The sequence below is a fragment of the Amycolatopsis pithecellobii genome, from assembly GCF_009707865.1.
Lineage (GTDB): Bacteria > Actinomycetota > Actinomycetes > Mycobacteriales > Pseudonocardiaceae > Amycolatopsis_E > Amycolatopsis_E pithecellobii.
In genome coordinates, this window is record NZ_WMBA01000106.1 from 1 (window position 1) to 18042 (window position 18042).

General features: G+C 68.5%; 14 protein-coding genes. 12 read left to right on the plus strand and 2 right to left on the minus strand.

Annotation, left to right across the window (positions count from 1 at the left end):
• Positions 1-311: 311 nt before the first annotated feature.
• Positions 312-1889: a type VII secretion protein EccB gene (eccB, locus tag GKO32_RS36620; protein ID WP_154761502.1), complete on the plus strand. Its 1578-nt coding sequence runs from the start codon at positions 312-314 to the stop codon at positions 1887-1889.
• A 3-nt stretch (positions 1890-1892) separates the two neighbouring features.
• Here the strand turns inward: eccB and mycP are convergent, their stop codons facing one another.
• Positions 1893-3380 (minus strand): type VII secretion-associated serine protease mycosin, encoded by a 1488-nt coding sequence (gene mycP / locus GKO32_RS36625; RefSeq protein ID WP_312869222.1) that lies wholly within the window; start codon positions 3378-3380, stop codon positions 1893-1895.
• Between the two features lie 15 nt (positions 3381-3395).
• Positions 3396-4790: a type VII secretion integral membrane protein EccD gene (gene eccD, locus GKO32_RS36630; RefSeq protein ID WP_312869223.1), complete on the minus strand. Its 1395-nt coding sequence runs from the start codon at positions 4788-4790 to the stop codon at positions 3396-3398.
• 244 nt (positions 4791-5034) lie between these two features.
• Between eccD and eccCa the strand changes: the two genes are divergently transcribed.
• The 11 genes from eccCa to GKO32_RS36685 form a co-directional block, all read left to right on the plus strand.
• The gene (eccCa, locus tag GKO32_RS36635; protein WP_312869224.1) at positions 5035-9042 is read left to right on the plus strand and encodes a type VII secretion protein EccCa; all 4008 of its coding nucleotides are present in this window, start codon (positions 5035-5037) and stop codon (positions 9040-9042) included.
• A 55-nt stretch (positions 9043-9097) separates the two neighbouring features.
• On the plus strand, positions 9098-10921 hold the full coding sequence (locus GKO32_RS36640; RefSeq protein WP_312869226.1) for a type VII secretion-associated protein: 1824 nt from the start codon (positions 9098-9100) through the stop codon (positions 10919-10921).
• A 176-nt stretch (positions 10922-11097) separates the two neighbouring features.
• Positions 11098-11415, plus strand: a complete 318-nt coding sequence (locus GKO32_RS36645) for a WXG100 family type VII secretion target (RefSeq protein ID WP_154761503.1) — start codon at positions 11098-11100, stop codon at positions 11413-11415.
• A 49-nt stretch (positions 11416-11464) separates the two neighbouring features.
• Complete coding sequence (locus GKO32_RS36650; protein WP_154761504.1) at positions 11465-11761, plus strand: WXG100 family type VII secretion target; 297 nt, start codon at positions 11465-11467, stop codon at positions 11759-11761.
• A 225-nt stretch (positions 11762-11986) separates the two neighbouring features.
• Positions 11987-12439 carry a 50S ribosomal protein L13 gene (gene rplM, locus GKO32_RS36655; protein ID WP_154761505.1) on the plus strand — a complete coding sequence of 151 codons (453 nt, stop codon included), beginning with the start codon at positions 11987-11989 and terminating at the stop codon, positions 12437-12439.
• Between the two features lie 14 nt (positions 12440-12453).
• Positions 12454-12957, plus strand: coding sequence for a 30S ribosomal protein S9 (gene rpsI / locus GKO32_RS36660; protein WP_376766039.1), 504 nt, complete (start codon positions 12454-12456; stop codon positions 12955-12957).
• A 196-nt stretch (positions 12958-13153) separates the two neighbouring features.
• On the plus strand, positions 13154-14488 hold the full coding sequence (gene glmM / locus GKO32_RS36665; protein WP_154761507.1) for a phosphoglucosamine mutase: 1335 nt from the start codon (positions 13154-13156) through the stop codon (positions 14486-14488).
• Complete coding sequence (locus GKO32_RS36670; RefSeq protein WP_154761508.1) at positions 14488-16158, plus strand: fatty acyl-AMP ligase; 1671 nt, start codon at positions 14488-14490, stop codon at positions 16156-16158. Before glmM ends, GKO32_RS36670 begins: the two co-directional genes overlap by 1 nt.
• Before the next feature lie 9 nt (positions 16159-16167).
• Entirely contained in the window at positions 16168-16431 is a 264-nt protein-coding gene (locus GKO32_RS36675) for an acyl carrier protein (RefSeq protein WP_154761509.1), read from the plus strand.
• Between the two features lie 100 nt (positions 16432-16531).
• Positions 16532-16843 carry a hypothetical protein gene (locus GKO32_RS36680; protein ID WP_154761510.1) on the plus strand — a complete coding sequence of 104 codons (312 nt, stop codon included), beginning with the start codon at positions 16532-16534 and terminating at the stop codon, positions 16841-16843.
• The coding region (locus GKO32_RS36685) for a WXG100 family type VII secretion target (RefSeq protein WP_166459848.1) at positions 16843-18042 on the plus strand (1200 nt) is incomplete at its 3' end. The genes GKO32_RS36680 and GKO32_RS36685, both read left to right, overlap by 1 nt.

Below are 18042 nucleotides of genomic sequence, written 5' to 3' on the forward strand. Positions count from 1 at the left end.
GGGGCGGCGGGGGACCACCGGGACCACCTGGTCCGCCTGGACCTGGCGGGCCACCCGGACCGCGCGGCGGCATCCCGCCACCGGGACCACCGCCCTGCCGCGGTGGCGGACCCGCCGGTCGCCTTGGCGGCGGCGAGCCAGGTGGCCCGCCCGGTCGTGGCGGCGTGGTGACGGACATCCGCGCTTTTCTTCCCCTCGTCTCAGCTGCCGGAGCGAACCCTAACCCGAGTTGCGACGAACCCGCACCAGTACGGTCCTCGTACGGTTATCCTGCGGAACCGTACCGCGACTCGGGGAGCTGTAGGTCGAGAATGCCGTCAACACCCACAACGAAATCTCAGGTTCAGGCGTACCGGTTCGTGCTGCGGCGCATGCAGTCGGCCCTGGTCCGGCGGGATTCGGTGATGCTGCACGACCCGATGCGCTCACACGGTCGCGCGACCATCGTGGGTTTCATGCTGGGCCTGCTCGGCATCGTCGGGTTCGTGATCTACGGCTTGATCAGCCCGTCGCCCGCGGTACCCGAATCGGGCATCGTCATCGGCAAGCAGTCCGGCACGATCTACGTCGTCTCCGGCAATCCGAAGTCGCTGACCCCGACGTTCAACCTCGCCTCCGCCCGGCTGTTGCTGATGTCGCAGAGCCAGGGCGCCGCGCAGGCCGCGCAACCCACCGTGGTGCCCGACGACTCGCTCAAGGACATTCCGCACAACCGGCGAACGGGCATTGTGGACGGTCCGCAGCTGCTGCCGACGGCCGCGCAGCGCACCAGTGACAACTGGGGAGTGTGCGACAACCTCACGATCAACAAGAACCTGCCGGAGTCGGTGCAGCTGCAGCAGGCCAGGACGGAGACGACGGTCTTCGCCGGGGTGCCGGACCTCGGCCGCGAGCTGTCCATCGACTCGGCCGTGCTCGCCGGCGCGGACAACGGCAAGTTTTATTTGATCTACCGCCTGCCCAGCAACCCGAATGATCCCAACGCCAACACGGTTCGCGCTCAGGTCGATCTGAAACAGTCGGCGGTGCTTTCCGTATTCGGGCTGAGCACGCAGCTGGTGCGGCACATCTCGATCGGCCTGCTGAACGCGATCCCCGAGGTGACTCCGCTCCAGCCGCCGACGACGCAGGGCCAGGGCGCCGCGTCGACCTTCCCGCAGTTGCAGGCAGAGGGGCTGCGGGTCGGCAGCGTGTTCAAGGTCAACAGCACCAGCGGCGAGGCGGACGTGTATGCCGTGCTGGCCAACGGGATCCAGCGGGTGCCGACCGCGGTCGGTGACCTGATGCGGGCCGCGCAGTCGGGCAGCAAGAACGTGCCGACGCTGAGCCCGAACGAGATCAACGGCGTCCCGCAGGTCCAGTCCACCGACGTCGGAGCGCTGCCGGTGACCACGATGCCTTCGGTGGTGCCGACGGTGCTGGACCCGTTGAAGTTTCCCACCACGTGCCTGGGCTGGACCATCGTGAACAACCAGCCGCACACGGTCGTCTCGGTCGGTGAGCAGCTGCCGGCACCGGCGGGCGCGAAGCTGATCGACATCGGCAAACCGGGCCCGGTCGGCCTCAAGATCGACCACTTCTACATGCCGCCGGGCCGTGCGGCGGTGATCCAGTCCGCGACGTCGGCCGCGTCGTTCGGCAAGGGCCCGATGAGTCTGGTCACCGACAACGGCCTGGTGTACGGCATTCCCAACGCGAACACGTTGAAGGGGCTTGGTCTGGACAATCCGCCTCCCCGCCCAGCGCCGGACGCGATTCTCCAGCTGCTGCCCACGGGCTCGTCGTTGAACGTGATCGACGCGGCGAAGAGCTATGACGACATCCCGGTCAGCCCGAACGCCGGTTCCTTCCCGGTGCAGCAGAACCAGGCGACAGGCAGCGGCAACTGACCTCTACACCGGGCGGTTGCGGCGCAGGGTGTGCACGACGAAGAGGGTGACCAGCAGCGCCAGCAGCCCGCCGCCGGTGCCTGCGAGTGCCACGATCATCGGCGTCCAGTTCCTGTGCGCCGCGGGCGGTAGACCCGACGGCAGCTGCTCGGCCTGCGCCGCCGGGATGCCCGCTTCGGCCGGGACGACGGCGCTCAGCGCCGCGACCGGATTGACCACCCCGTACCCGACGAAGTTGTCCCGGCCACCGGGCGCGCCCGGGTGTTGCGCGGTCGCCTCGATGCGCTGAATGACCTGGCGGGCGTTCAGGGTCGGGAACTGCGCCCGCACCAGCGCCGCGACGCCGGCCACGTACGGGGCCGCGAAGCTGGTGCCCTGAATGGGCTGTAGCTTGCGGTCCTCGACGACCTGGTTCGCCAGCGCGTCGGTGCCGGCCGACGGGTCGAGTGAGGTGATGTCCGTGCCGGGCGCGGCGACGCTGACCCACGGACCGTTCATGCTGAACGACGCCACCCCGCCGGTCTGGTCGATTGCCGCGACCGACAGCACATCGTCGGCGAACCACGGCGGGCTGACGATCGACTGCGGCCGGCTCGGGTCCGGCTGGTTGTTCTGCTTGCAGTTCTCCGAGGTGTTCCCGGCCGCGGCCACCACCACGATGTTCCGCTCCGCCGCGGCATGAACGGCCGCCTGGAGTTCCCGTTCGCCGCTGTTCATCGGGGCGCCGGCCGGGCGGCAGTTGTCCACCGACATGTTGATCACCTGCACGCCCTTGTTCACCGCGCGCATGACGGCCTGCGCCAGCGTGTGGGTGTTGCCGGCACCCTGGCCCTGCTCCCGGCTGCCGCTGCCGGTGTTCCCACCGGACTGGCCGCCCCCGCCGGCCGGCGGCGCCGCGGGCGGCTGGCTACTCGGTGGCGGCGCAGGCTGCTGACCACCGTTCGGCTGCGAGTAGTTCTGACTGGACTGCCGGATGGAGACGATCTTCGCGTCCGGCGCGACACCCTTGAATCCGATTGTGGGCGGGGTGTTCGCGGCGATGATCCCGGCGACCTCGGTGCCGTGACCGTCGCAGTCCTCCAGCCCGTCGTTCGGCGCGTTGACGTAGTCGCCGCCGGGTTCGACACCGAACCGGAAGTACGGATGCTGCGTGACGCCGGTGTCGATCACCGCGACCCGGATGCCACCGCCCGCGCTGCCATGCGCCGCGACGGCGAGTTTCTGCGCCTGCTCGATCTGCAGATACTGCTGCCCCCACGGCTTTTCCTGCAGCACGATGTTGTTGTTCAGGTCGCGCGTGACGCAGTCGGTCGTCTTCTGGTACGGAATCTGCGTCTGATGCCCGCCGCCGTCATCGGGTGGGCTCATGCTCACCGGCGGTGGGGCCCACGGGGCGTTGGTCTGGGCCACCGCGCTCACCGGGCTGAGCATCCCGAAGGCACCGGCGAGCAGCACGACCGCGGACCGGCCTGGTACCCCCAAGCTACGCACGCGCGGAACCCCTTTTCAGCCGAACGAGACGTGGCGCAGCGTGGTGTACAGATCCATGACCGCCAGTGCGAGCGGGAGCACGGTTGCGATGCAGATCGCTTCGAAGATCTCGACGGTCCGGCGAAGTGGTGGCGAGAAGCGCTGGTTGGGGAAGATCACGCCGACCACCAGCGCTGCCGCCGCGACCAGCAGCAGCGCGCCGAAGACCCACAGCAGCCGTCCCGTCGGGCTCTGCGTGACCAGCCAGCTGACCAGGATGCCGGCGCCGGACACCATGCCGGTGGTCAGCAGCGCCACCGCCTGCGCGCCGTTGGCGTAGGAACGGGCCCGCAGCAGCAAAACCAGCGTCGCGACGACGGCTGTGATGATCCCGAAGAAACCGGGCGCGGTGGCGGTGATGATCGCGGCGATCGCGGTGGCGCCACCGCAGCCGACGAGCAGGCCGGTCATGTAGTTGTGCGCGACCGCGGTGCGCCGCTCGATGGCGGTGTAGTCCGGGTACGCGTCATCTTCTTTGAGCTCCTCCGCCGTGCTGGGCACATGCGGCAGCGGGAGTTTGGCAAGCCAGATCGTCGCCCTGGGCAGCACCGAGATCGCCGCCAGCGAGACCGCCGCGGTGCCGGCCGCGATACCCGGAGCCGGGTGCGCGATCAGAGTCGCCACGGCGAAGGCCAGCACACCGATGACCCCGGCGGTGGCGGCGGCGATGAACGTCGTGATGCCCGCGCCCATGATCACGATCGCGATGGCCGCGACGATCACCACGAGACCGCTGCCCAGCAACAGGTTCGCCCTGATGGTCAGTCCCGGCACGGCGCAGAACCCGGCGACGAACGCGAACGACAGTCCGCCCGCTGCGGCGATCACCACGCCGCTCTGCTTGGCCTGATAGGCGTTGGCGATGGTGGCGCCGACGGCGAGGCAGGCGATGGCGGCGACACCCGCGGTCAGTGCCGAGGCGATGGCGCTACCACCGAACATCGGGCCGCTCATGAACACCGCGATCGCCGCCGCGACCAGGGCCAGCCCGCCGGCGATGTGCCCGAACCGGTTGGCTGTTTCCTTTGTCCACGGCCGGAAACTGTCCGGATCGGCGTCCGCGATCGCGTCCACCACGTCGTCGTACAACGGGGGCGGTGGGTTCTCGTTGCGGCGGCGCAGCTGGAGCAGTTCGCCGTCGATGACACCGAGCGAAGCCAGCGTGCGGCTCGGATCCAGCGGCGCGTCCCCGAGCTTGGCCAGTGACCAGCCGCCGTGCCGCGCCCCGCCGTCGGGCGTGGACTCCTTGGCCATGTCGAGCAGCATGGGCAGCAGGTCGGCGACCGCGATGTCGGCAGGCAGCGCGACGTCGATCCGGGTGCGCGGCGCGATGACCGTCACCCTGCTGAATACCGTCGTGCCCGTTGCCACCTGCGTGCCCCCTTATGAAGAGAATGCTGCGGGCTACTTATACCCAACCGGCACGGATGTGCGAACCCGCTACCCCGCCGAAACGTTTCGGAGTGTCGGTGGGCGCCCCTAGTATGAGCACACCTGGGGCGACATGTGGTGGTTTCCACGAGATGGGGCAGCTTTGCCGGTGTTGCCCCATGTCGATGGCCGCGTTCGCTAACGTGGGGCCCGGCCGGGCGTCGAGGTGAAGAGGGGTCCTTCGGTGAGCACGTTGCAGTTCAAGCGGACGCCACGGCTTGCTGCACCGCGCCCGCCGGGTGGCGAGGTGCACCTGGAGCCGCCGCCGGAGGTGCCGCGCACGATCCCGGGCAACATCGTGCAGAAGATGCTGCCGGTCGTGATGATCGTGGCCACGCTCGGCATGGTCACCCTGCTGTTCACCACCGGTGGTGATGCCGCGCGCAGCCCGCTGACCCTGATGTTCCCGCTGATGATGCTGATGTCGATGGGCGGGATGTTCGCCGGCGGCGGCAAGTCGGGCGGGGCCAAGAAGGCCGAGATGAACGAGGACCGCAAGGACTACCTGCGGTACCTCGGGCAGATGCGTGATCGTGCCCGGGAGGCGATGGCCGATCAGCGCGCGTCACTGGAATGGGTGCATCCGGACCCGCAGGCGCTGTGGTCGCTGGCCGCGAGCCGACGGATGTGGGAGCGCCGCCAGAACGATCAGGACTTCCTGCACCTGCGTGTCGGGCGCAGCTCGCACCGGCTGGCCACGCGCCTGGTGCCGCCGCAGACCGGTCCGGTCGACGAGCTGGAGCCGATCGCCACGCTCGCGCTGCGCCGGTTCGTCCGTGCTCACTCGATCGTGCCCGACTTGCCCACCCAGATCACCCTGCGGGGGTTCGCCGCGGTCAGCCTGGAGGGTGATCGGGAGCTGACCCGGGGTCTCACCCGCGCGATGCTGGCCCAGCTGGTCACCTTCCACAGCTGTGACGACGTGCTGATCGCGTTCGCCACCGCCGGCCGCGCGAAGGCCGAGTGGGAATGGGCCAAGTGGCTGCCGCATGTGCAGCATCCGGAACTGTCCGACGGCATCGGCCAGCTGCGCATGATGGCGGGTTCGCTCGCGCAGATCGAGCAGTGGCTGGACGTGGAGCTGCGTGACCGCCCGCGGTTCTCCCGCAACGCAACGCCGAACCCGGACCAGCCGCATGTCGTGATCGTCATCGATGACGCCGAGGTCACCCGCGAGGAGCAGATCGTCCTCGAGGAGGGCCTGGTCGGGGTCACCATGATCGACCTGTCCGACTCACTCGGCGCCCTCGCTGCGCGCCGCGGGTTGCGGCTGGTGGTCGAGCCGACGCGGGTCGGCGCGCGCAGCGCCGGTGGCGTCGAATGGTTCGGTAAGCCGGACACGCTCAGCGTCGTCGAATGCGAGGCGCTGGCGCGCAAGATCTCGCCGTACCGGGTCGGCTCGGCGGCGGAGGAGGCAGGCTCGGACGAGCCGCTGCTGTCCAACCCGACGCTGCTGGAACTGCTCGGTATACCGGGTGACCCGATGACGTTCGACGTGCAGCAGGCGTGGCGGCCGCGGCCGGTGCGTGACCGCTACCGGGTGCCGTTCGGGGTCGGCGAGTTCGGTCAGCCCGTCGAGCTGGACATCAAGGAAGCCGCGATGGAGGGCATGGGCCCGCACGGGCTGTGCATCGGGGCGACCGGTTCCGGTAAGTCGGAGTTCCTGCGCACGCTGGTGCTCGGGCTGCTCGCGACCCACTCGAGTACCACGCTCAACATGATCCTGGTCGACTTCAAGGGTGGCGCGACGTTCCTCGGGCTGGACAAGGCGCCGCACGTCGCCGCCACGATCACCAACCTCGCCGGTGACCTGACGCTGGTCGACCGGATGAAGGACGCCATCGCGGGCGAGGTGGCCCGGCGCCAGGAAGTGCTGGCCAAGGGCAACTACAAGAACGTGTGGGACTACGAGAAGGCCCGTGAGAACGGCGCCGATCTCGACCCGCTGCCCGCGCTGTTCATCTGCATCGACGAGTTCTCCGAGATGCTCACCGCGAAGCCCGACTTCATCGACATTTTCCTGCAGATCGGCCGCGTCGGCCGGTCGCTGCAGATGCATATGCTGCTCGCCTCGCAGCGGCTGGAAGAGGGCAAGCTGCGTGGTCTGGACACGTTCCTGTCCTACCGCATCGGCCTGAAAACGTTCTCCGCGGCGGAATCCCGCGCGGCGATCGGTGTGCCGGATGCCTTCGAGCTGCCGTCGATCCCGGGTTCGGGCTATCTCAAGTACGACACCTCGACGATGGTCCGGTTCAAGGCGTCCTATGTGTCCGGCCCGTACCGGCCGGCGGGGATCAAGACCGCGGGCCCGGTCGCCTCCGTCGTGCGCGCGGACAAACGGCCGCAGCTGTTCGTCCCGGACTTCGTGGAGCTGCCGCCGGAACCGGAGCCGGAGGCGATCGAGCCCGAGCCGCGGAAGAAGGAGTCCGACGAGGCGACCGAGCCCACCGAGCTCGAGGTGATCGTGGACCGGCTGATCGGTCAGGGCCCGCCGGCGCACGAGGTGTGGCTGCCGCCGCTGGACGAGCCGAACTCGCTGGACACGCTGCTGCCCAACCTCAATCCGACCGAGGACCGGGGTCTGTCACCGGTCGGCTTCTTCGGCAACGGCAAGCTCCAGGTGCCGATCGGGATCGTGGACCGGCCGTTCGAGCAGCGGCGTGACCCGCTGTGGGCGGATTTCTCCGGCGCCGCCGGGCACGGTGTCGTCGTCGGTGGTCCGCAGTCGGGCAAGTCGACCCTGCTGCGGACGCTGATCATGTCGCTGGCGCTGGCGAACACTCCCGAGGAGGTGCAGTTCTACTGCGTCGACCTCGGTGGTGGCACGCTGGCCGGGCTCGCCGGCCTCCCGCATGTCGGCGGGGTCGCGGTGGCTCGCCGCGAGCCGGACAAGGCGCGCCGGATCATCGCCGAGCTCAACACGCTGGCCAATGTGCGGGAAGGGCTGTTCGGTTCGCTCGGCATCGACTCGATGACCGAGTTCCGCAACCGCAAGCGCCGCGGCGAGATCTCCCCGGAGCAGGACCCGTTCGGTGACGCGTTCCTGGTCGTCGACGGGTGGCGGGCGTTGCGTGACGACTTCGAAGAGCTGGAGCCGCAGATCACCGCGCTCGCCCAGCGTGGCCTCGCCTACGGCATCCACGTAATCCTCGCGTCCACGCGCTGGGCCGACATCCGCCCGGCGATCAAGGACATGCTCGGTACCCGGTTCGAGCTTCGGCTCGGTGACCCGAGCGAGTCCGACATCGACCGCCGTACTGCGATCAACGTGCCGGAAGGCCGGCCCGGTCGCGGCCTGACGAGGGACCGGCTGCACATGCTCACCGGCCTGCCACGGATCGACGGCGGCAGTGACACGGAGAATCTCGCGGCCGGCGTGTCGGACGCGGTGACCCGGATCCAGGCGGCGTGGAAGGGGCGGGTCGCCCCGCAGGTGCGGTTGCTGCCCGAGCAGGTCTCCTACGACGAGGTGCTGTCGATGGACAAGCACCGGCACACCAGGCTCATCCCGATCGGCATCAACGAGGACGAGCTGGCGCCGGTCTATCTGGACTTCGACGCCGAACCGCATTTCCTCGCCTTCGCCGACGGCGAGTCGGGCAAGACGAACCTGTTGCGGCAGATCGCGCGCGGCATCGTGGAGCGCTATACCCCCAAGGAAGCGGTCATCGTGCTGGTGGACTACCGCCGCACGATGCTCGGCTACATCGAGGGCGCGCACCTGCTCGGCTATGCGGTGTCGGCCAACCAGCTGGAGGGCATGGTCAAGGACATCAACGGGTCGATGACGCGACGGCTGCCCGGCCCGGACGTCACGCAGGAGCAGCTGCGGAACCGCTCGTGGTGGAAGGGGCCGGAGCTGTTCGTCCTCGTCGACGACTTCGACCTGGTCGCCACCCAGTCCAACAACCCGCTGCGGCCGCTCGCGGAGTTCCTCCCGCAGGCCAAGGATGTCGGCCTGCACATGGTCGTGGTGCGGCGCACGGGTGGCGCTTCGCGGGCGTCGTACGACCCGATCATCGGCAAGCTCAAGGAGATCGCGGCGCCGGGTCTGGTGATGAACGGCAACAAGGACGAGGGGCAGCTGCTCGGCACCGTCAAGCCCGGTCCGATGCCGCCGGGGCGTGGTGTGCTGGTGACCCGCAAGGTCGGCAAGCAGCTGATGCAGGTGTCGTGGATCCAGCCGGAGTGACCGTCCCGAAGCCCGCCCGCAGCGCCGTCACGCCGCATCCCGCCGGGGGTGCGGCGTGACACTTCGGGTTGCGGTGGATTTCGGCACGTCCAGCACGTGTGTCGTCGCGGTGATCAACGGCCGCGCGCCGCAGGTGGTGGTCATCGACGGGAACCCGCTGATGTCCTCGGCGGTCTACGCGGCGGCGGACGGCACGTTGTTCGTCGGGCAGGAGGCCGAGCGGCAGGCCGCGATGGACCCGTCGCGCTACGAGCCGAATCCGAAGCGCCGTATCGACGAGGGTGAGCTCCTGCTCGGAGACAGCGTGCTGCGGGTGACCGACGTCGTGCGCGCGGTGCTGGTGCGGGCGGTGTCCGAGGCACGCCGGCTCGCCAGCGGTGCCGACGTCGATCTGCTGGTGCTGACTCATCCCGCCGACTGGGGCGCGGTCCGGACCAGGTTGCTGCGTCAGGCCGCCGGTGGTCTGGCCCGCGAGGTCACGCTCGTGCCGGAGCCGGTGGCGGCCGCGGTGTTCCACGCGGCGACGTTCACGCCGGAGGAGGTCAACCAGGACCGGACGATCGAGGTGAGCACCCGGCCGGGAACGACGCTGGCGGTGCTCGATCTCGGTGGCGGCACCGTCGACGTGAGTGTGGTGAGCCGCGGGCCGGTCGCGGGCAACCGCCGGGGCTTCGAGGTGCTCGCGACGCGAGGTGACCCGAGTTTCGGTGGCGCGGACGTGGATCAGGCGTTGCTGGAGCATGTCGGCGATCTCGTGTCGTCCGCCGATCCCGAGGCGTGGCGCCAGCTCGTGGCGGGACGCGAACTCGCCGACCGGCGCCGCCGCCGCGTGCTGCGCCAGGATGTCCGTGGCGCCAAGGAAACCCTGTCACGGCACACCTACACGGACGTGCCGATGCCGCCACCGTTCGCCGACGCGCACGTGACGAGGGAGGACCTGGAGAAGCTCATCGCCGCGCCCCTGGGCCGCGCCGTGGAGCTCACCAGCGCGGCGATCGAGGAGGCCGGCCTGCGGCCGAAACAGCTCACCGCGATCTTCCTCGTGGGTGGGTCGAGCCGGATCCCGATGATCGCGCGCCTCGTGCACGAGCGCACCGGGGTCGTTCCGACCACTTTGGACCAACCGGAAACCGTGGTGGCGCGGGGGGCTTTGCTCGCTGTGCGGCCGGAACCGGCCCGCGTGCCACGGTCCGTGCCCGCCCGGCGCGTGGAGCCGCCCGGCGCGCCGCGGCCTGCCGTTCCCGCTCGTCCGATGGCGCGCCCGTTCCCCCAGCCGCCGCCGCGCCCGCCGGTGTCACCGCCGCGTGGCCAGCCCGCGCTGCCCCCGGAACCGCCGCGCCGTAAGGGAAAACGGCCGTGGCTCATCGGTGGCGGTGTGGTGCTGATCGTCGCGGCCGTGACCACCGGTCTGCTCCTGTGGTTCAACCGGGACGAAATCCCGCAAGGCAAAGTCGTCGCGCAGTACCACTATCAGTTCTCCGCACCGCAGGACTGGACGCAGACCGGTGGGCAGCAGCAGTTCCGCGAAACGCTGATCAAACCGAGTGATGCCACCGCCCAGAACGATGCGATCTCCGTGCAGGAGTACGCGCTCAACTATGACGCGACCGCGAACCCGCAGCAGCTGGCCGCGAATCTGCGGCAACAGGCACAGGACGCGGGCTCGGTGTATTCGGGTTTCGATCCGAATGCGACGTTCGGCGGGCGCAAGGTGATCTACTACCGGCAGGCAGGCAATAACGGGCCGATCGACTGGTATGTGCTGGCACAGGGGAAAGTTCAGGTGAACGTCGCGTGCCAGTACGCGACACAGGAGGCCCACGATCGGGTGGCGGCGGCCTGTGATCAGGTCGTGCGCACGCTTTTGATCACCGCCTGAAATCCGCTCGAACCCATTGGAGTGAGCCACTTTCGCAACTGCGAATTGGGCGCGTTCACTCTCGCAACTACTTCGGTCTAAACCGCGACAAGCCGGAACCAACCATGGCAAGGTCATCGTCGTAGGCGTACCGAATCCAGTACGGGCGACAAAACACAGATGAAGGGGGCATCCTCATGCCTAACGGCTTCACCGGAGATCCGGCCGACTTCGCGCAGGCCCAGGTTCACGTCGACGAGTGCCAGCTCGCGATGGACCAGACGCTGACCAAGCTCGCCGGCCAGATCGAGGCCACCCGCGCGGGCTGGGATGGCCCTGCCGCTGTGGTCTTCCAGAAGGTCATGGACGCGTACGGCGAGAAGTCGAAGCAGCTGAACAAGGCGCTTGCCGACATCGGTGAGATGCTCAGGAGCTCGGGTGTCGCTTACCAGACCCAGGATGACGACGTCAAGTCGCAGATCAGCCAGCTTTCCTCGGTTCTCGACGGTCTGTAAGCCGCTTTTTCGCCACCACCCGAATTCTTGAGTCTCAAAGGAGAAAACCATGTCTGACGGCGCCATCAAGGTCGACCCGGCCACGATTCATGAGGCCGCCGCCCACTGCAACACCGCGGGCAACGAAATGCAGGGCCAGTTCGACACGCTGGTGCAGCAGATGCACAAGCTCACCGCCAGCTGGACCGGTGACGCCATGCACCAGTGGGACGACCGGCAGAAGGAGTGGAACAAGGCCCTGGAGGAGATGAAGGCTCTCCTCGCGCGCATCGCGATCGCGCTGCCTGAAATCGCCGACGGCTACCAGAAGACCGACAAGGACGTCATGAACATGTTCGGCGGCTGACGTCGTTCGTTCGTGACGGGACCCCGGCGCACCCTCGCCGGGGTCCCTTTGTTGTGGTCACCTCCGGTGCCGGCGCGGTGCCCCGGTACGATGGAAGGTGCCCGACACCCCCGCTTTCCGGTAGCTCGGAGTGAGGGGGTATCTTCATATGTCGTTGTGCGCTGCGGCGCAAACCGCGCTAGGCCCGCACTGACCCCACACGCAAGTTGACGACGAGGTAGACCCTTGCCCACGTACAGCCCCAAGCCTGGCGATATCACCCGTGCCTGGCACGTGATCGACGCCGAGGATGTCGTGCTCGGCCGGCTCGCGACCGAGGTCGCCACGCTGCTGCGCGGCAAGCACAAGCCCACCTTTGCGCCGCATATGGACACTGGTGACTTCGTCATCATCGTGAACGCGGAGAAGGTCGCGCTGACCGGTAACAAGCGCGAGCAGAAGTTCGCCTACCGGCACAGCGGCTACCCCGGCGGTCTGCGCAAGCGCTCGTTCGGCGAGCTGCTGGACACCCGGCCCGAGCGCCTGCTCGAGAAGGTCGTCAAGGGCATGCTGCCGAAGAACAAGCTCGGCCGCGCCCAGGCGAAGAAGCTCAAGGTCTACGCAGGCCCGCAGCACCCGCACGGCGCGCAGCAGCCGCAGCCGTACGAGATCACCAAGATCGCGCAGGTCGCCAAATGAGTGAGGAACAGTCTGTGACCAGCACCGAGAACGAGGCCGCGGACCTCGCCGAGGCCACCGAGATCCCCGAGGCCGTCGACGGCGTCGTGACGAGTGAGACCCCGGCCGCGGCGCGTCCGTCGCGTGCCGCCGGTGGCTCGGCGCAGACCGTCGGCCGCCGCAAGGAAGCCGTCGTCCGCGTGCGGCTCGTGCCCGGCAGCGGCAGCTTCAAGCTCAACGGCCGCAGCCTCGAGGAGTACTTCCCGAACAAGGTCCACCAGCAGCTCATCCGTGAGCCGCTGATCACCGTGGACAAGCCGGAGTCGTTCGACGTGTTCGGCAATCTCACCGGTGGCGGCATCTCCGGCCAGGCCGGTGCGCTGCGCCTGGCGATCGCCCGCGCGCTCGTCGAGGTCGACGCCGACGACCGTCCCGCCTTGAAGAAGGCCGGCTTCCTGACCCGGGACGCCCGCGCGACCGAGCGCAAGAAGTACGGTCTCAAGAAGGCCCGCAAGGCACCGCAGTACAGCAAGCGCTAATCGTCGTAACACCCGCGCGAAGGCGCCCGTCCGCATCCTGGATGGGCGCCTTCGTCGTGTCCATCCCCGTAATACCGGTGCCGGTTCTGACGTCTTGCAGGGCAGAAGGCACTCCTGCTGGCATGGATCCCGCCGGGGGCTACCGTCGGAGGGTCGCTAGGTTGTCCGCGGCACACGAGTTCGAGGAGAAGATCAGATGGCGCGCCTGTTCGGCACCGACGGGGTTCGTGGTCTCGCGAACGGTGATCTGACACCTGAGCTCGCGCTCGCAGTCGCCGCCAGTGCCGCGCGGGTACTCGCCGCGCACGACCGTTCACACCGGCCCGTCGCCGTCGTCGGCCGGGACCCGCGGGCCAGCGGGGAGATGCTCGAAGCCGCGGTCGTCGCCGGGCTCGCTTCGGCGGGCGCCGATGTCCTGCGTGTCGGTGTCCTGCCGACCCCGGCCGTGGCGCACCTCGTCGGCGCGCTCGACGCGGACCTCGGTGTGATGATCTCCGCCTCCCACAACCCGATGCCCGACAACGGGATCAAGCTGTTCGCGGCGGGCGGGCACAAGCTTCCCGACGGCATCGAGGACGAAATCGAGGCCGGCTTGGTCAGTGACGCGGCCCGCCCGACCGGCGCCGAGATCGGACGCGTCTCGGACGTACCGGACGCCGTCCAGCGCTACGCCCAGCACCTGCTCGAATCCATCAGCCATCCGCTCACCGGGCTGCGCGTGGTGGTCGACTGTGCGAACGGTGCCGCGTCGTTCGCCGCGCCCGAGGTGTACCGCAAAGCCGGCGCGGAGGTCTTCGCGATCCACGCCGAACCTGACGGCATCAACATCAACGAGGACTGCGGCTCGACGCATATCGACCAGCTGCGGGCCGCGGTCCGCGAGCACAACGCCGACCTCGGCATCGCGCACGATGGCGACGCCGACCGGTGCCTCGCGGTGGACGCGGCCGGTGAGCTCGTCGACGGCGACCAGATCATGGCGGTCCTGGCGCTGGCGATGGCCGAGGCGGGTGAGCTGACTCACGGCACGCTGGTCGCCACGGTGATGAGCAACCTGGGCCTGCACCTGGCGATGCGGGACAACGGCGTGCGGCTGCGCACCACGGCGGTCGGTGACCGGTACGTGCTCGAGGAGCTGCGGGCCGGTGGGTTCGCGCTCGGCGGCGAGCAGTCGGGGCATGTCGTGTTCCCCGCGCTGGCCACCACGGGCGACGGCCTGCTGACGGCACTGCACCTGATGAGCCGGGTCGCCGCGACCGGCAAGCCGCTCGCGGAGCTGGCCGGCGTGATGCGGCGGCTGCCGCAGGTGCTGGTCAACGTGCCCGTCGCGGACAAGGCCGCGGTGGTCGGTTCAGGCGTCGTACAGGACGCGGTGAAGGACGTCGAGACCGAGCTGGGTGAACAGGGCCGGGTGTTGCTGCGCCAGTCCGGCACCGAGCAGCTGGTGCGCGTTATGGTCGAGGCGCCCTCGCACGAGCTCGCGCAGGCCTCGGCCGACCGGCTCGCGGGCGTGGTGTCTTCGGTCTCCTGATGGGCGTGCCCGAGGAGGTTCTGCGCACCCCACTGCTCAGCCTGCTCTTCGCGCGTGCCGCGGATGAGCGCCCGGCGTTCACCTTCGAGGACGCCGCGGGTGCCGAGCACACGCTCACGTGGGGTGAGTTCACACATCGGGTACGTGTGGTGGCGCGGCGGCTCGGGGAACTCGCGGCGCCGGGGGACCGGGTCGCGATCGTGGCCCCGCAGGATTTGTCGTACCCCGTAGCGTTTTTCGGCGCGCTCGCGGCGGGGCTGGTCGCGGTCCCGCTGTTCGACCCGGTCGGCCGGTCACACCGGGGCCGTCTGGTCAGCGCACTCGCCGACTCCGGCGCGACCATCTGGCTGACGTCCGCGAAGGCCCGAGACCGCGTCCGCGAACTGGGCGAGCCCGAGCATCTGCTGGTGGTGGACGAGATCGACGGCGACGGCAGTGATCCGGTCCCGGTGGAGCCGGACGCGGCCGCCTACTTGCAGTACACCTCGGGCTCGACCAGGGAACCGGCGGGCGCGATCATCACGCATCGCGCGCTGGCGGCGAGCTGCTGGCAGGTGGCGACGGCTTACGACGTCGACGAGTCCGTCACGTGTGCCGGCTGGATCCCGTTCTTCCACGACATGGGCCTCATCCAGTTGATGTGCATCCCGGTTTTCACCGGGGCGCGGTCGGCGTTCATGGCGCCGGCGGAATTCGTGCGGCGGCCGGAGCGCTGGTTGCGGCAGCTGTCCGGCTACCCCAACGTGTTCACGGCGGCACCCAACTTCGCATACGACCTCGCGGTCGAAGCCGCTTCGCGAGATGGTCTGGACCTCTCTGGCGTGCGGGTGGCGCTGAACGGCAGCGAGCCGGTCCGGCCGCGCACGGTGGAGGAGTTCCAGAAAGCCTTTGGCCCGTACGGATTCCGCCGCGAAGCGTGCCGCCCGTCGTATGGGTTGGCAGAGGCGACGGTGTATGTCGCGAGCGCGGGACCCGAGGGTCCGACGATCACGGCATTCGACCGCACCGCGTTGTCGCACGGGCAAGCCGTGGAGGTAGGGCCGGAGTTCGCCGACCGGCAGGAGCTGGTGTCCGTGGGGCGGCCGGTCGGCCAGCTCGTCCGTATCGTCCACAATGGACAGATACGGCCCGAGGGTGTGATGGGCGAGATCTGGGTGTACGGCCCGCATGTCGCGGCCGGGTACTGGCGGCGTGAGGACGACGCGTTCGATGGCCGCCTCGACGGGCTCGACGGTTGGCTCCGGACCGGCGATCTCGGCGTGTTCCATCGCGGCGAGCTGTACATCACCGGCCGCATCAAGGACCTCATCGTCATCGACGGCCGCAACCACTACCCGCAGGACATCGAGGCGACCGCGGCGCAGGCGCATCCCGCGATCCGCCGCGACCGGGTGGCTGCGTTCGGCGTAAACGACGCGCGCGGCGAGGGCGTGGTCGTGGTGGCCGAACGGCTCCGGGATGCCGAAGCAGTTCCGAAGGACGTCTCCCGGGCGATCCTGCGCGCCGTCGGACGCGAGCACGAGATCGCGGTGCGCTCGGTCCAGCTCGTGGAACCGGGAGCGCTGCCCAGGACGTCCAGCGGCAAAGTGGCCAGGTCAGCGACGAAGGAACGTTACGCGCCAGCCCCTCGCCCGACCGCCACCCCTGATCGAGACGCTTCGCGCCGCTAGATTGACCGTATGAGTGAGCCCTCCATCGAGGACATCCGCAAGATCGTGAGCGACACGTTCCTGCTCGATCCGGCGCTCGTCGAGCCGGACACTCCGCTGGAGGAGCTGGGCATCGACTCGAAGGGCCGGATCCGGCTGCTCGCCACGCTCGAGGTGTTCTACGAGGTGACGATCGACCTGGACGAGCGTGACCGGCTGACCGACGTCGCGGCCGTCGCGGCGGTGCTCAGGGAAGCCATCCGGAACAAACCTGGGGAAACCGCTGCGTCCTGAATGGCCGGTTGAGTAGATTCAGTTGCGCGCCTGATGGCACCGAACGTGTTCGGAGAGCGTCGTAGGTCTGTCAACGAACTGGGCGAGGGGACTGGCGGAGATGAGCGGCGGCTACACCGCGAGCGGCGAGGCGATGTCCAAGGCGTCGAAGACGATCACGCAAGTGGGCGAGGACCTGCCGGACAAGAACACTGATCTCGCGAGCTCCCCGGTGAACCAGCAGGGTTTCGGCCAGGCGCACGGTGATCATGCGCAGAAGTACGTGAGCGGTGTGCAGACGCTGTGGCAGGCCGTCAGCGGGTACAGCGACACCCTCAAGGCCTTCGGCGGCAACATCGGTACGGGTGGCAAGGCCTACTCCGACAACGACCATGCCCAGTCGAACGCGATCACCAAGGCGGGGAGCCGGTAATGGCGAAGACGTGGCCCGAGGTCAAGGCGCTGCTCGACGACCCGAGTGTCCCGCCCGGCGACAAGACCGTGCTGCTGTCGAGCTGGCAGCGCGAGCACCCGGCACCCGGCTGGCCGTTGAACCTGGACCTTCCCAAGGAGATCGCCGATCAGCAGGCGGAAGTCAAGCACTACGCCGACGTCTACGGCACCGCTCCGATGCTGGGGTACCTGTCCACGGATGACGCGTACGCCGCCGCGAAGAAGGCGGGTGACCAGGCCGCTTACAACGAGCACGAAGAGAAGAAGGCTGTCAACGAAGGGAAAACGAAGCTCGAGGGCAAGCAGCCGCCCGCGTCCGGTGGTGGCGGCACCAAGACCTCGGACGAGCTGTTCGACGCGGCCGAGCCGGCGCTGAAACTGTTCCAGACCTTCGGATCGCTGCTCGCGAAGATCCCCGACGACTGCCGTGGCAACACCAGGGCGCTCGATTTCAACAACGACATCAAGAAGCGGTTCGACGAACAACGCGGGATCAGCTTCGCGAATTTCCTTGCGGACGCGGATCATTTCAAAACCGGTTCGACCACAGTGGACGGTGCGATCAAGGACACCGGGTCGGCGCTGGACACGTTGTTCCGCACCTGGAGCGGGTCGGGTGCGAACGCCGCGTCGGACCACTACAACGACAAGATCCTGCCCAAGGCCACCAAACTGGGCCAGACCCTCGAGGACGCGAACGAGGCGACGACGACGGCGGTCAGCACGGTTTTCCAGCTGTGCAAGGGAAAAGCCGATGCGATCGTCAATATGTATACCGACCAGGTCGGCAAGGCCGACTACAACATGGCGCAGAAGGTCGTCGGCGTCGCGAACGGGGAGCACGCCGGCAAGGACGACTTGAAGGCGATCGCCGGGTGGATGGACATCAACTTCGGCACCAACCTGACCGACGCGCTCAACGACGACGGCTGCTGCGATGACGACGACATCAAGGAGCAGGGTCAGAATCTCGCGAAGCAGTGGATTCAGAACCACTTCAACCCGGACATGTGGGACCGGTTGTACAAGGGGTTCGACAAGACGTGCACGGACACGAAAGACTTGGTGAACCAGGCCTACGACGCGCTCGACGGTGTCATGGGCAAGATCAAGAACGAGTTCGAGGGCGGCATCGAGCCGTCGAGCGAAACCAAGCCGAGCCAGACCACTACCGGTGGT